Origin of the sequence: Microbispora sp. KK1-11 (genome assembly GCF_006874435.1) — a bacterium.
In the GTDB taxonomy this organism is placed as follows: Bacteria; Actinomycetota; Actinomycetes; order Streptosporangiales; family Streptosporangiaceae; genus Microbispora; species Microbispora catharanthi.
This window is the reverse complement of record NZ_VIRJ01000015.1, coordinates 78974-92891: the sequence shown is the minus strand read 5'-3', so window position 1 is coordinate 92891 and position 13918 is coordinate 78974. Positions and strand designations below refer to the sequence as shown.

General features: G+C 72.0%; 11 protein-coding genes. 8 read left to right on the top strand and 3 right to left on the bottom strand.

The window, feature by feature from the left end; all coding sequences use genetic code 11:
• Positions 1 to 3: 3 nt before the first annotated feature.
• The 8 genes from FLW16_RS22045 to FLW16_RS22010 all read left to right on the top strand — a co-directional run bounded on the left by FLW16_RS22045 (position 4) and on the right by FLW16_RS22010 (position 9613).
• Complete coding sequence (locus FLW16_RS22045) at positions 4 to 1191, top strand: cytochrome ubiquinol oxidase subunit I (protein ID WP_142562001.1); 1188 nt, start codon at positions 4 to 6, stop codon at positions 1189 to 1191.
• 14 nt (positions 1192 to 1205) lie between these two features.
• Positions 1206 to 1952, top strand: coding sequence for a cytochrome d ubiquinol oxidase subunit II (locus tag FLW16_RS22040; protein WP_142562000.1), 747 nt, complete (start codon positions 1206 to 1208; stop codon positions 1950 to 1952).
• Between the two features lie 10 nt (positions 1953 to 1962).
• Complete coding sequence (cydD, locus tag FLW16_RS22035) at positions 1963 to 3687, top strand: thiol reductant ABC exporter subunit CydD (protein WP_142561999.1); 1725 nt, start codon at positions 1963 to 1965, stop codon at positions 3685 to 3687.
• Entirely contained in the window at positions 3684 to 5462 is a 1779-nt protein-coding gene (gene cydC / locus FLW16_RS22030) for a thiol reductant ABC exporter subunit CydC (RefSeq protein ID WP_260615464.1), read from the top strand. Before cydD ends, cydC begins: the two co-directional genes overlap by 4 nt.
• Positions 5463 to 5622: 160 nt before the next feature.
• Positions 5623 to 6915, top strand: a complete 1293-nt coding sequence (locus FLW16_RS22025; RefSeq protein WP_185949545.1) for an extracellular solute-binding protein — start codon at positions 5623 to 5625, stop codon at positions 6913 to 6915.
• Positions 6894 to 7886: a carbohydrate ABC transporter permease gene (locus FLW16_RS22020; protein WP_260615463.1), complete on the top strand. Its 993-nt coding sequence runs from the start codon at positions 6894 to 6896 to the stop codon at positions 7884 to 7886. The genes FLW16_RS22025 and FLW16_RS22020 overlap by 22 nt, the downstream gene beginning before the upstream one ends.
• Positions 7883 to 8713, top strand: a complete 831-nt coding sequence (locus FLW16_RS22015; protein WP_260615462.1) for a carbohydrate ABC transporter permease — start codon at positions 7883 to 7885, stop codon at positions 8711 to 8713. The genes FLW16_RS22020 and FLW16_RS22015 overlap by 4 nt, the downstream gene beginning before the upstream one ends.
• A 12-nt stretch (positions 8714 to 8725) precedes the next feature.
• Complete coding sequence (locus FLW16_RS22010; RefSeq protein ID WP_142561997.1) at positions 8726 to 9613, top strand: MurR/RpiR family transcriptional regulator; 888 nt, start codon at positions 8726 to 8728, stop codon at positions 9611 to 9613.
• A gap of 73 nt (positions 9614 to 9686) precedes the next feature.
• Here the strand turns inward: FLW16_RS22010 and FLW16_RS22005 are convergent, their stop codons facing one another.
• From FLW16_RS22005 to FLW16_RS21995, 3 genes are all read right to left on the bottom strand, one after another.
• Positions 9687 to 10988 carry a S1C family serine protease gene (locus FLW16_RS22005; RefSeq protein ID WP_142561996.1) on the bottom strand — a complete coding sequence of 434 codons (1302 nt, stop codon included), beginning with the start codon at positions 10986 to 10988 and terminating at the stop codon, positions 9687 to 9689.
• 134 nt (positions 10989 to 11122) lie between these two features.
• The gene (locus FLW16_RS22000) at positions 11123 to 12658 is read right to left on the bottom strand and encodes an acyl-CoA synthetase (protein ID WP_142561995.1); all 1536 of its coding nucleotides are present in this window, start codon (positions 12656 to 12658) and stop codon (positions 11123 to 11125) included.
• Between the two features lie 59 nt (positions 12659 to 12717).
• Entirely contained in the window at positions 12718 to 13857 is a 1140-nt protein-coding gene (locus FLW16_RS21995; RefSeq protein WP_142561994.1) for a Fic family protein, read from the bottom strand.
• Positions 13858 to 13918 lie beyond the last annotated feature (61 nt).

Below are 13918 nucleotides of genomic sequence, written 5' to 3'. Positions count from 1 at the left end.
CTCATGGACGTCGTCGGCCTCGCCCGGCTGCAGTTCGCCGTGACCGGAAGCCTCCACTTCCTGTTCGTCGTGCTCACGCTCGGGCTGGCCCCGCTGGTGGCGATCATGCACACCCGATACGCCATCGGCGGGAACCCCCTGCACGAGCGGATGACCCGCTTCTGGGGGCAGATCTATGTGATCAACTACGCGCTCGGCATCGTCACCGGGCTCGTGATGGAGTTCCAGTTCGGGCTGAGCTGGAGCGGGCTTTCGCACTACGCGGGCGACGTGTTCGGCGCGCCGCTGGCCATGGAGACGCTGCTGGCCTTCTTCCTGGAGTCCACGTTCCTGGGCCTGTGGATCTTCGGCTGGCACCGGCTGCCGCGCGGGCTCCACGTGGCCTGCATCTGGCTGGTGACGCTCACGGCGTACGCCTCGGCGTTGTTCATCATGGTCGCCAACTCCTTCCTGCAGCACCCGGTGGGCTCGGCCGAGGAGGGCGGACGGCTCGTGCTGCGCGACTTCGGCGCGCTGTTCACCAACCCGACCCTCATCTTCTCGCTCCCCCACGTGCTGAGCGCCGGGCTGTGGACCGGCGGGTTCGTCGTGATGGGCGCGAGCGCCTACCACCTGTACCGGCGCACCTCCGAGCGGGAGTTCTTCACCCGCTCCCTTCGCCTCGGCGTGCTGACCGCCTTCATCGGGTCGCTGTTCACGGTCGGGTTCGGCTACGCCCAGTTCGGGCCGGTCGGCGACGTCCAGCCCGGCAAGTTCGACGGAGCGATCCCCGGCACCGGGCTCGAGCTGATGATCACCATCGGGCAGCTCGTCCAGTTCGCCGTGATGTTCGTGCTGACGCCGCTGCTCATCCGCGACCTGCTGGCCCGCTGGCGCTGGCTGCACCCGCTCCTCATGATCATGACCCCGCTGCCGTTCGTCGCGGCGATCGCCGGCTGGATGGTCCGTGAGGTGGGCCGCCAGCCCTGGCTCGTGTACGGCAAGCTCTCCGTGGCCGACGCCCTGACCCCCGGACTGACCCGGGCGGACATCACCGCCTCCTTCGCGGGGTTCGCAGGCGTGCTCGGGCTGCTCGCCCTCGTCGACTACGTCCTCATCGCCCGTGCCGTACGGCGCGGGCCGGGACGGGTCGCGCTCGGCGCCGCGGACCTTCCCGTCGCCGCGGAGCCCGTCCCCGCCCACTCCCTGTAGAGGACACGCTCCCCATGGACATCTTCTGGTTCCTGACGTTCGCCGTCCTGCTGGCCGGCTACTTCGCCCTGGAGGGCTTCGACATCGGGCTCGGCGTGCTGCTGCCCGTGCTGGGCCGCTCCCCCGCCGGCCGGGACCGCCTCGTCGGCGCGATGGCGCCGTTCGTGCTCGCCAACGAGGTGTGGCTGGTCGCGCTCGCCGGCGTGCTGTTCGGCGCGTTCCCGGTGCTGGAGGGCCAGGCGCTGAGCCGCCTGTATCCGCTCGTCGTCGCCCTGCTGCTGGCCTGGATCGTGCGCGACGCGGGGCTGTGGTTCCGCCGCAGGGCCGACGGCGCCGCCTGGCGGCTGGCGTGGGACGGCGCGCTGTGGGCGGGCTCGGCGGGGCTGGCGCTCACCTGGGGCGCGATCCTCGTGGCCGTCGCGCGCGGCCTGCCCGCCTCGCCCCTCGACGCGCCGGGCATCGCGGGAGGTGTGGCGCTGCTCGCGCTGCTCGCCTGGCACGGCCGCACCTTCGCCGCCTGGCGGCTGCAGGACGGCCCGCGCCGGAGCGGGCGGGCGCTGCTGCTGTCGGCCTGCGCCGCCGCCGCGCCCGCGGTCCTGGTCATGGCGGCCGCGGCCGCCCACATGCTCGGCAACGCCGCCCCGGATCAGACACTGACTGTGCTCAGTGTCATGGTGGTCCCGGTCGCCCCCGTCCTCGTGGGCGCGCAAGTATGGGTGTGGCGCACCTTCTCCAGGGGCGCGCTGCCGACGTTCTTCTGATTGGGGACCGTTGCACAAGGATCTCCTCCGGCTGGCCCGCGCGGAGCGGAGCGTCCGCACCCATCTCGCCTGCTGCCTGGCGGCGGCGGTGGTGGCCGGGCTGCTCGTGCTCGTGCAGGCGGAGCTGCTGGCCGGGGTGCTGTCCGGCCGGTTCGCGGTCGCCGTGCTGCTCCCGCTGGCGCTCGTCGTCGCCTGCCGGGGGCTGCTCGGATGGGCGCAGGGAGTGCTCGCGGGCCGCGCGGCCACCGCGCTGAAGTCGGCCCTGCGGCGGCTGCTCCTCGGCCGGGTGGAGGGTCTCGGGCCGTCGTACCGGTCGGGTGAGCTGGTGACGCTCGCGGGCCGGGGACTCGACGCGCTCGATCCCTACCTGACGGGTTACCTGCCGTCGGTCGCCGTGGCCGGGGTCGTGCCGATCGCGGTCGTGGTCCGGCTCTTCGTGGCCGACCTGGCCACCGCCGTGATCGTGGTGCTCACGCTGCCGTTGATCCCGATCTTCGGGGCGCTGGTCGGGTGGACCACCAAGACCGTGACGGAACGGCAGTGGCGCGCCCTGGCCCGCCTCGGCGGCCACTTCCTCGACGTCGTGCGCGGCCTGCCCACGCTGCGGGCCTTCGGCCGGGCCCGCTACCAGGCGTCGGTGATCCGCGAGGTGGCCGAGGCCCACCGCGCCGCGACCATGCGCACGCTGCGGGTGGCGTTCCTGTCGTCGCTGGTGCTCGAACTCGTGGCGTCGCTGTCGCTGGCGCTGGTCGCGGTGCCCGTGGGGCTGCGGCTGCTGTCGGGCTCGCTCGACCTGCGCACGGCGCTGCTCGTGCTGCTGCTGGCCCCGGAGGCGTACCTGCCGCTGCGCGCGATGGGCACGCGCTTCCACGCCGCCATGGAGGGCGTCGCCGCCGCCGACGAGGCGTTCGCGGTCATCAACCCGCCGCAGGAGGCCGGGCAGGAGACCGCGCCGGCCGGAGCCGCGACGGGCACGGGGAAGGCACCACGCGCGAGGAGCGCGGAGAAGGCAGGGAGCGCGGGGCGGGCCGCGCCGGCCGGCGGGCCGCCGGAGATCCGGCTGGAGGACGTCACCGTGCGCTACCCGGGCCGCGAGGAGACCGCGCTCGACCGCGTCTCGCTGGTCATCCGGCCGGGTGAGCGGGTGGCGATCGTGGGCCCGAGCGGCGCGGGCAAGAGCACGCTGCTGCACCTGCTGCTCGGGTTCGTGACCCCGTCCGAGGGGCGGGTGCTGGCGGACGGGACGGACCTGGCCGGCCTCGACCTCGACGAGTGGCGGCGGCGGCTCGCCTTCGTGCCGCAGCGCCCGCACCTGTTCGCGACGTCGGTGGCCGACAACATCGCGCTCGGCTCGGCCGCCGGACCCGACGAGATCAGGGCCGCCGCCGAGGCGGCGCGGGTGGCCGAGTTCGCCGGCGCCCTGCCGCAGGGCTACGACACCCCGCTCGGCGAGCGCGGCGCGAACCTGTCGGCGGGCCAGCGTCAGCGGGTCGCCCTGGCCAGGGCCTTCTGCCGCCCCGCCGCCCAGGTGCTGCTGCTGGACGAGCCCACTGCGCGGCTCGACGGCAGGAGCGAGGCGGCGATCGTGGCGGCCACGCGCAGGCTGGCCGAGGGCCGTACGGCGATCATCGTCGCGCACCGCCCGGCGATGATCGACCTGGCCGACCGGGTGGTCCGCCTCGACGGCGGCGTCCTCGCCCCGCCGGTTCCGGTGCAGGGCGGGGAGGCCCGATGAGCCGCGCGCGGACGACCGCACAGACGGCCACGCAGACGACCACGGAGACGGCCACGCAGACGACCACGGTGGCCTCACCGCTGTCGGTGGTCACCGGCACCGGCATGGGCCGGCGGCTCGTGCTCGCCGCGCTCGCCGGGGCGGCGGCCGACCTCGCGGGGGTCGCGCTCATCGCGTCGGCCGCCTGGCTGATCACGCGGGCCGCCGAGCAGCCGCCCCTGGCGGCGCTGTCGGTCGCGATCGTGGCCGTGCGGGCGTTCGCGACCACCCGCGGCGTGTTCCGGTACGGCGAGCGCCTCGCCGGGCACGACGTCGCGCTGCGCGCCCAGGCGGGCACCCGCGAGCGTCTCTACCGCGCGCTGATCCCGGCCGGGCCGCTGCCGCAGCGCGGGGCCGACCTGCTCAGCCGCATGGTGGACGACACCGACGCCGTGCAGGACCTGCTCGTCCGCTGCCTGCTGCCGGCCGCCGCCGCGCTGATCACCGGCGTCGCCGCCGTCGTCATCGCGGGCTTCCTGCTGCCCGTCGCCGCGTTCGTGCTCGCCGCCGGCCTGGTCGTCGCCGGGGTGCTGCTGCCCGCGGGCACGGCCGCCGCCGCGCGGCGCTGGTCGGCGCGGATCGCCCCGGCCCGCGCCGACCTGGCCGCCCGGGTGGCCGACCTGGTCCACGGGGCGGCCGACCTCGCGGCGTACGGCGCGCGTGACCGGGCGCTGTCGGCGGCGATGGACGCCGACGGGCGGCTGTCCCGGCTTGAGCGGGGACAGGCCCGGATCAACGCCGTCGCGCTCGGCGTCGGCATGCTGACGCAGGGGCTGACCGTCGTGGCCGTGGTCCTGACGGCCCAGGCCGCCGGTCTCGACCAGGTCGCGACCGCCGTGGCCGCCCTGACCACGCTGGTCGCCTTCGAGCCCGCGCTGCCGCTGGCGGCCGCGGGCGAGCGGTTCGCGGGAGTGGTCGCGGCGCTGCGCAGGCTCAGGGAGACCGCCGCCACTCCCCCGGCGGTGCGCGAGCCCGCGGACCCGGCGCCCGCGCCCGAGCCGCCGCTGACGGTCGAGGTCGACGACCTCGTGGTGCGCCACGGCGGGCGCGAGCCCGCGCTGAACGGCGTGAGCCTGACGCTGACGCCCGGCCGCCGGGTCGCGGTGGTCGGCCCGAGCGGCGCGGGCAAGAGCACCCTGCTGTCGGCGCTGATGCGGACCGTGGAGATCGAGTCCGGCGCGATCCGGCTCGACGGCATCGACGTGCGGCGCCTGTCCTCCGACGACGTGCGGGCGCTCATCACGGGCCTCACCCAGGACCCGTACGTCTTCCAGGCCACGGTCAGGGACAACCTGCGCCTGGCCGGGCCGCAGGCGTCCACCGAGGACATCGAGGCGGCCGTGCGGCGGGCGCGCCTGGACGCCTGGACCGAGCGCACCGGCTGGGACGCGGTGCTCGGCGAGGACGGCCGCACCGTCTCCGGCGGCCAGCTCCAGCGGCTCGCGCTGGCCCGGGCCCTGCTGTACGACCCGCCGGTGCTGCTGCTGGACGAGCCGGCCGAGGCCCTGGACGAGGAGACGGCCGACCTGCTGATGGCCGACCTGCTGGACGCCACCCGGGGCCGCACCACGCTGCTGGTCACCCACCGGCTGCGCGGGCTGGAACAGGTCGACGAGATCGTCGTGCTGGAGAGTGGCAGGGTCACCCAGCGCGGCACGCACGCCGACCTCGTCGCCGTGCCGGGTTACTACCGCGACCTGTGGGAGTCCGAGGCCCTCACCCGCCACCGCGGCTGAACGCTCTCACCCCGCCACCTGTTCGCGTGAACCTTCCGTGAAGAAGGCATTGCGGATCTTGTCAGATGTAAGTAATTTTCAGACAACGCGATGACCTTGCATGGCATTTACCTACACGCATGGCGCTCGCCGAACTGGCTACGAGCCGACAGGGAGTCTCATGAAGAGAAGATGGATCGCGGGAGCGATCGGCGTGCTCGCGGTGGCGCTGGCGGCGTGCGCACCAGGGGGCGGCGCGTCCGAGGAAGGCGGCAAGGCGGGCGGTGACAAGGTCACGCTGAGCCTGTGGTCGTGGCGGGTGGAGGACGTCAAGGCGTATGAGAAGATCCTCGCCAAGTTCGAGGAGTCGCACCCGAAGATCCACGTCGAGTTCAAGCCGTTCCAGGCCACCGAGTACAACAACATCCTGGCCACCGGCCTGTCCGGCACCGCCGGGCCCGACGTCGCCCAGCTGCGGGCGTACGGCGGGCTCCAGCCTCTGGTCGAGGCGGGCCAGCTGCTGCCGCTGGACGGCAAGGTGGAGGCGCTGTCCGGCTTCGACGCCAAGCTCCTGGAAGGCGCCAAGGGCCACAAGGACGGCAAGATCTACGGCGTGCCGTTCGCCTACCAGACGCTCCAGGTGCTCTACAACAAGAAGCTGTTCGGCGACAACGGCATCCAGCCCCCCGCCACCTGGGACGACATGATCGCGGCGGCCGGGAAGCTGAAGGCGGCCGGGATCACACCGTTCGCCGTCGCGGCCGGGCCCGACGCGACCTGGACGCTGCCGATCGTCCACGAGATCTTCGGCAACGCCCGTTACGGCAGCACGAAGTTCCGGGACGCGCTGCTGAGCGGCGAGAAGAAGTTCACCGATCCCGACTTCACTGCCTCGATCAAGCTGCTCAAGGACCTGGAGCCGTACTTCCCCAAGGACGTGGTGGCCGTCAAGATCCCCGACGTCCAGGCGCTGTTCGCCACGGGAAAGGCCGCGATGTACCCCACGGGCAGCTTCGACCTGGCGCCCGTGCTCGCGGCCAACCCCAGCCTGGAGGTCGGCGCCTTCCAGGTGCCGCCGCCGCCCGGCTCCCCCGTGACCACGCCGGTCACGCCGGGCTGGGCCGACGGCTCGTTCGGCGTCAACGCCAAGTCGGCCCATCAGCCCGAGGCGCTCGAACTGGTCAAGTGGATGGCGACGCCGGAGTTCGGGCAGCTCTACGCGAGCGAGCTCAAGCAGCTGTCCGCGGTTCCCGGGGTCACGCCGTCGGACCCGCTGCTGGCCGAGATGGCGAAGAACTACGCCGCCAACGGCGCGCCGTACACACTGCTCGTCGACTTCCGGTACGGCCAGCCGAACGGTGACGCGGTCTTCCGTGACGAGGTGCAGAAGATGCTGGTCGGCCAGACCGATGCCAAGGGGGTCGCCGAGAGCGTGCAGAAGGGCGTCGAGCAGTGGTTCAAGCCAGGGAACTGAGCGCGCGCCGCCGCTCTCCCGGCCGCTCCCCCGGACGTCGCGCGGCGCGCACCGGCGCCGGTCGCCGGTACGTGCCGCGGTGGCGGGTGCTGGCCGTCTTCCTGCTGCCCGCACTCCTGCTCTACTCGGTCTTCATCGTCTATCCGCTGGTCAGCGCGCTCGACTACAGCTTCTTCGAGTGGCGCGGGATCCGGCAGACGGGGTTCGCCGGGCTCGGCAACTACCGGGACCTGTTCAGCGTCTACCCGTACGACCAGCAGCTGTGGCGGGCGTTCGGGCACAACGCGCTGTTCTTCGCCGGGACGATGCTGATCCAGAACACGGTCGGGCTGCTGTTCGCCCTGCTGCTGTACCGGTACGGCCGCGGCAAGCGGTTCCTGCAGGCCGCGTTCACCACCCCCTACCTGGTGGACCCGCTGGTCGTCGGCTACCTGTGGAGCCTGCTGCTCAACCCGACGTTCGGCCCGGTCAACTCGCTGCTCGAGGCGGCCGGGCTGGACTCGTGGGCGTTGCCCTGGCTGGGCGACACGCGTACGGCGCTGCCGATCGTCATCGTGGTCAACGCGTGGCAGTGGGTGGGCTTCCCCATGCTGATGTTCTCCGCCGCCCTCGCCGGCATCCCGGCCGAATACCACGAGGCGGCCCGGGTCGACGGCGCCTCGGCCTGGCAGGCGTTCCGGCGGGTGACGCTGCCGCTGCTCACCCCGGCGATCGGCGTGGTGAGCGTGCTGACGTTCATCGGCAACTTCAACGCCTTCGGGCTGGTCTACGCGATGGCCGGGTCGACCGGGTCCCCTGCGGGCTCGACCGACGTGCTCGGCCTGCTGTTCTACCGGGTCGCGTTCGTGGAGGGCGGCACGGAGGCGATCGGACGGTCGTCGGCGCTCGCCGTGCTGATGTTCGTGTTCATCTTCGGGGTGTCGCTGCTGGCCAGCTCGTACTTCCGCCGCCGCGAGAGGAGACTGCTGTGACGGCCCGGCACCGGGCTCCGGGGCGCGTCGCCGTCCACCTGCTGCTGTGGGGGTACGCGGTCGTCGCGCTGCTGCCGCTGGTCGTCATGCTGCTCAACTCGCTGCGGCCCACGAGCGAGATCTTCACCGCGCCGCTGGGGCTGCCGGCGTCCCCCACGCTGCACAGCTACGGCCGGGTGTGGACGGAGGCGTCGTTCAGCACCTACCTGGTGAACTCGCTGCTCGTCACCTGCGGCGCGGTGCTGCTCGGCACGGCGGTCTCCGCGCTGGCGGCCTATCCGCTGGCCCGCTACGACTTCGTCGGCAACCGGGTGCTCGGCGCGTACTTCCTGGCGGGGCTGATGCTGCCGATCCGGCTGGGCCTGGTGCCGATCTTCTACCTCATGGACTCCATGGGCCTGATCGACTCGCTGCTCGGGCTCACGCTGCTGTACGCCGCGTCCGGGGTGCCGTTCTGCATGTTCGTGCTGTCGGCGTTCTACCGGTCCCTGCCCGGCGAGCTGGACGAGGCGGCCCGGCTCGACGGGGCCGGCGAGTTCCGGATCTTCGGGCAGATCATGCTGCCGCTGGTGCGGCCCGCGCTGGCGTCGGTGATGCTGTTCCAGTTCGTGCCGCTGTGGCATGAGTTCCTCTACCCGCTGGTGCTGCTGCGCTCGGACGAGAAGTTCACGATCCCGCGCGGGCTGTCGCAGTTCTTCGGCGAGTACACGACCGACTGGTCGGCGCTGTTCGCCGGGCTGGTCCTCGCCACGGCGCCGCTCTTCGTGCTGTTCGTCCTGGCGACCAAGCAGATCATCGCCGGGCTGACCGCCGGCATGAGCAAGTAGAGGCAGGGCGGCGTGAGCCCCGGCGGAGACTACTCGAACGGAATTCTCGTGCGGCTGCGCGGCGCGATCCGATCTCTGCGGCCCGCGGAGCAACGGGTCGCGCGGGCGGTGCTGGCCGACCCCCAGGGCGTCGCGGACCGGCCGATCGGGGCGCTCGCCCGCGAGTGCGGCACCTCGGAGGCCACGGTGCTGCGCTTCTGCCGGGCCATCGGGCTGCGCGGTTATCCCGAGCTGCGGATCGCGCTCGCCCGGGAGGCGACGCTGGAGGCGTCGCGTGCCGGGAGTGCCCTCCCGCTCGACGGGGACATCAGCGCCGACGATCCGCTGGAGGAGATCGTCGCCAAGATCGGCTACAGCGACTCCCGCGCGGTCGCGGAGACGGCCGAGCACCTCGACATCGCCGCGCTGAAGCGCGCGGTCGACGCGATCGCCGAGGCCCGCCGCGTGGATCTCTACGGCGCCGGGGCGAGTGGCTTCGTCGCGGCTGATCTGCACCAGAAGCTGCACCGGATCGGCCTGCTGGCGTTCGCCTGGCAGGACTTCCACAGCGCGCTCACCTCGGCCGCACTGCTGCGCGCGGGCGACGTCGCGATCGGCATCTCGCACACCGGCACCACCGTCGACGTCCTGGACGCGCTGCGGCTCGCCGCCGACCGGCAGGCGACCACGATCGCGATCACGAACTTCGACCCCTCGCCGATCACGGAGCTGGCCGACATCGTGCTGAAGACCGCGGCCCGCGAGACCCCGTTCCGCTTCGGCGCGATGGGCAGCAGGATCGCCCAGCTCACCGTCGTCGACTGCCTGTCCGTCGGGGTGGCCGCCCGGCGCACGTACGACGAGACCCTCACCGCGCTGGAGGACACCTTCCGCGCGATCAGCGGCCGCCGGCGCAAGTAGGCACTCTTCCGGAGAAAGAACGATCGCCGGCGGGCCGTCCCCCCAGAGGCCCGCCGGCGACGATCGTGGGCCGTCAGCTCGTGGACGACTGCTCCGCGAGCGCGGCGGTGATCGTGTTCTCCTTGCCGTCACGGGTGTAGGTGACGGTCACCTTGTCGCCGGGACGGGAGCTGCGGATGGTGCCGACCAGCGCCTCCGCGCTGTCCACCAGCTTGTCGTTGATCTTGGTGATCAGGTCGCCCTCCTTGAGGCCGGCCTTCTCCGCAGGGCTGCCGGCCGTGATCGAGCTGACCACCGCGCCCGACGCGCCGCCGACCGCGTCGGCCACGCTCACGCCGAAGAAGGCGTGGGTCGCCTTGCCCGTCTTGATGAGCTGCTCGGAGACGAGCTTCGCGGTGTTGATGGGGATCGCGAAGCCGACGCCGATGTTGCCGGAGCTGGAGCCCGAGGTGGCGATCGCCGTGTTGACGCCGACGACCTGCCCGGAGGAGTTGACCAGCGCGCCGCCGGAGTTGCCGGGGTTGATCGCGGCGTCGGTCTGGATCATGCCGCCGATCGTGGTGCCCTGGCTCTGCGGCTGCTGCTGCTGTCCCATCCCCCAGGGGAACTGCTGCTGCTGCTCTTCGGGGGCCTCGGTCAGCGTGCGGTCGAGGGCGCTCACGATGCCGGAGGTGACCGATCCCTCCAGGCCGAGCGGGCTGCCGATCGCGAGGACCGCGTCGCCGACCTGAAGCTTGTCGCTGTCGCCAAGAGAGGCGGGGGTCAGGCCGGACACGCCCTGCGCCTGGATGACCGCGAGGTCCGTGGTGGGGTCGGTGCCCTTGACGACGGCGGTGGCGGTCTTGCCGTCGCTGAACTTCACGGTGACCGTGCCGCCGCCCCCGCCGCCGATGCTCACCACGTGGTTGTTCGTCAGGATCAGACCGTCGGCCGACAGGATGACACCGGACCCCTCGCCGCCGGCCGTGGCGGTCTTCACCTCGATGGACACCACCGACGGCATGATCGCCTTGGCCACCGCGGCGATCGTGGTGGTCGAGGAGTTGGACACTCCCTTGACCACCGGGCTCGCGATCACCGTCTGCCCGCCGTTCACGCTGTTCGCGACGAGGGCCCCGGTGACCCCGCCGCCCAGTGCCACGGCCACGAGGGCGAGGCCCGCGCCCGCCTTCTGGCGGGCGGTCAGCGTGCCCTTGCGCGCCGGAGGCGCCGGAAACTGCGCCGTGTCATAAGAGCCGCTCCCGTAGGCGCCGTACGACTGGTACGCCCCGGTGTACTGCCCGTGCTGCGGCGGGGTGCTGCCGAACTGGCTCCAGCCGTGACCGGGGAGTATCTCGGTGTTCTCGTTGCCGGGAACATGCTCAGGTGAGCTCATCGCCATCCCCCTCAATGGATTCGCCGGTGATCCCGGCTCTCCGCCGGTACACGTAATACGATGACGCATCGGCGATAAGGTCACGCTAAGCGATCAGCGGTGGGGATCCCCGAGCGCCCTACGCGTACTTTATGTCAGCTCGTCCGAGGCCAGTACTCGTCCCTGAGCAGGCGCTTGTACAGCTTGCCCGTGGGGTGGCGGGGCAGCTCGTCCCGGAAGTCCACCGACTTCGGGCACTTGTAGTGGGCCAGGCGTTCCCGGCAGTAGGCGATCAGCTCGGCCTCCAGGGCGGGACCCGCGCCCGCCGGGTCCGCCGGCTGCACGACGGCCTTGACCTGCTCGCCCATCTCGGGGTCCGGCACCCCGAAGACGGCCACGTCGGCCACCTCGGGATGCATCGCCAGCACGTTCTCGGCCTCCTGCGGGTAGATGTTCACCCCACCGGAGATGATCATGTACGAGCGCCGGTCGGTGAGGTAGAGGAAGCCGTCCTCGTCCAGGTAGCCGATGTCCCCCAGCGTGGTCCAGCCGCGGCCCTTGGGGTCCTGCACCGACGCGGTCTTCTCGGGGTCGCCGTGATACTCGAACCTCGGGCCGTCGGAGAAGTAGACCGTGCCGTGCTCACCGGGCGGCAGCTCGCCGCCGTCCTCGTCGCAGACGTGGGTGACCCCGAGCAGCGGCCGGCCCACCGTGCCCTTGTGGGCGAGCCAGTCCTCCGGGCCCGCGTACAGGAAGCAGTTGCCCTCCGTGCCCGCGTAGTACTCGTGGATGATCGGCCCCCACCACTCCATCATCCGCTCCTTGACCTCGACGGGGCAGGGCGCGGCGGCGTGGATGGCGCAGCCCAGCGACGACAGGTCGTAGCGCCGGCGCACCTCCTCGGGCAGCTTGAGCATCTTGACGAACATCGTGGGCACCCACTGCGCATGGGTGACCCGGTGCCGCTCGACGAGCGCCAGCGCCTCCTCGGGGTCGAACCTCTCCATCACCACCACCGTCGCGCCGAGGCGCTGGAAGGACATGCTGTAACGCAGCGGAGCGGCGTGGTAGAGCGGCGCGGGCGACAGGTACACGCTGTCGGCCGAGGGCGCGAACAGGAACTGGATGAGCCGCACCAGGGCCCCGGGGGCCTCCAGCGGCGCCCGGCTGAGCGGCGGCTTGACTCCCTTGGGGCGTCCCGTGGTGCCCGACGAGTAGAGCATGTCGGCGCCCTGGCACTCGTCGTCGAGCGGCGTCGCGGGCTGCCCCGCCACGGCCTCCTCGTAGGAGGTGAAGCCCGGGGCGACGCCGTCGACCATGAGCCGCAGTTCGACCCCGGGCGTGGCCTCGGTGACGGCGCCCGCGACGCCGGCGAGCTTCGCCGAAGAGATGAAGACCCGCGCCCCGCAGTTGTCCACGATGTACGACAGCTCGTCGGCCTGGAGCCGGGAGCTGATGGCGGTGTAGTACAGGCCCGAGCGGTGGGCGGCCCACGCGATCACGAGGAAGAGCGGATGGTTCTCCAGCATGAAGGCGATGTGGTCGCCGGGCTTCAGGCCCGCGGCCCGCAGCAGATGGGCCAGCCGGTTGGATTCCTCGTCGAGTTCACGAAAGGTGATCACGCGGCCGGAGCCCGCCATGATCACCGCAGGCTTGTCCGGCGTCACCGCCGCGATCGCCCCAGGGTGCATAACCGAACGTTACTCGGTTCGCTTTCCGCGCGGTAGGCGCGATTTCCCCATGCGCCCGGTCAGCTCTCCAGCGTCCGATAGGGGTCGCGCAGCGGCCTGGCGCGCTCGGCGAAAGCGGCCTTGATCTCCGTCATCTTCGGCCCCGGCGCGTAGAAGCGGCCCTTCGTCTCGCCGTACGGCTGGAGCCACCCGGTGGCCGCCAGCTCACGGAGGTCGCGGGCGGCCTGGCCCTGACTCAGCCCCTCGTCGGCCTGGTACATGCCCCGGCGCAGCCGCCGGGAGACGAACACCTGGTAGAGCGCCGAGACCGTGCGCGGGTGCAGGCCCTGTGCCTCGGTCCGCTCCTCAAGCAGCATCCACACCTCGCCCGCCTCGGTGAGCCGGCGCCCCACCCGCTGGGCCTGCATGTGGTGGCAGCGCAGGACGAACCGCACCCACGCGAGGGTGTCCCCGTGCGGGCTCCACCGGCCGCGTCCCACCTCGCCCAGCACGTCGTAGTAGTCGTAGGTGGTGCGGCCCTCGCCCAGCCACTCCTCGATCGAGGCGAACTCCGGCGTGGTGATCCGGTCGCGGCCCAGCACGAGCGTCTGCAGCGCCCGCGACATGCGCCCGTTCCCGTCCCGCCACGGATGGATCTTGGCGAGATTGAGGTGCGCCATGGCGGCGCGGACGTAGCTGGGCGCGTCGAGGTCGCCCCCGTTGAGCCACTCGACCAGTTCCGCCAGCAGACCGGGGACCTGCTCGTGGTCCGGGCCCTCGTAGACCACCTCACCGGTGGCGGAGTTGCGCACGTAGATCCCGCCGGGCCGCACCGTGCCCGGCGTCTGGTCCTGGTGATGGCCGATCATCATGAAGTTGAGCCCGTGGAGCAGGCCCACGTCGTAGCGGAAGGCCCACGCCCGCGAGAGAGTACCGATATAGGTGAGCGCCTGCCGGTAACCGGCGATCTCCCGGGCAACGGCCGTCGGCGTCTCCAGAGGGTCCTCGCCGGACATGATCGACTCGATGTCCTCGACGCTGGCGTGGTAGCCCTCGATGGAGTTCGACCCCTGGATCGCCCGCGCCTGCAACTGCCGCCGCAGCAGGCCGTCCCAGCGGTGGGCCTCGGCCAGCCGGTATTTCAGGTCGCGCCGCATCTCCTCGATCTCGGCGAGCACCTTCTCGTCCGCGGCCTCCAGCGCCGGTGTGCCGTACAACATGGGGCCATGACAGCATGGACGAATCATCCGGTCAAGCGACTGGATGATTCGTCCATGTATG

Coding starts and splice junctions, on each gene's coding strand:
- FLW16_RS22045 (WP_142562001.1), top strand. CDS start 4: ATGGACGTCGTCGGCCTCGCCCGGCTGCAGTTCGCCGTGACCGGAAGC.
- FLW16_RS22040 (WP_142562000.1), top strand. CDS start 1,206: ATGGACATCTTCTGGTTCCTGACGTTCGCCGTCCTGCTGGCCGGCTAC.
- cydC (WP_260615464.1), top strand. CDS start 3,684: ATGAGCCGCGCGCGGACGACCGCACAGACGGCCACGCAGACGACCACG.
- FLW16_RS22025 (WP_185949545.1), top strand. CDS start 5,623: ATGAAGAGAAGATGGATCGCGGGAGCGATCGGCGTGCTCGCGGTGGCG.
- FLW16_RS22005 (WP_142561996.1), bottom strand. CDS start 10,988: ATGAGCTCACCTGAGCATGTTCCCGGCAACGAGAACACCGAGATACTC.
- FLW16_RS22000 (WP_142561995.1), bottom strand. CDS start 12,658: ATGCACCCTGGGGCGATCGCGGCGGTGACGCCGGACAAGCCTGCGGTG.
- FLW16_RS21995 (WP_142561994.1), bottom strand. CDS start 13,857: ATGTTGTACGGCACACCGGCGCTGGAGGCCGCGGACGAGAAGGTGCTC.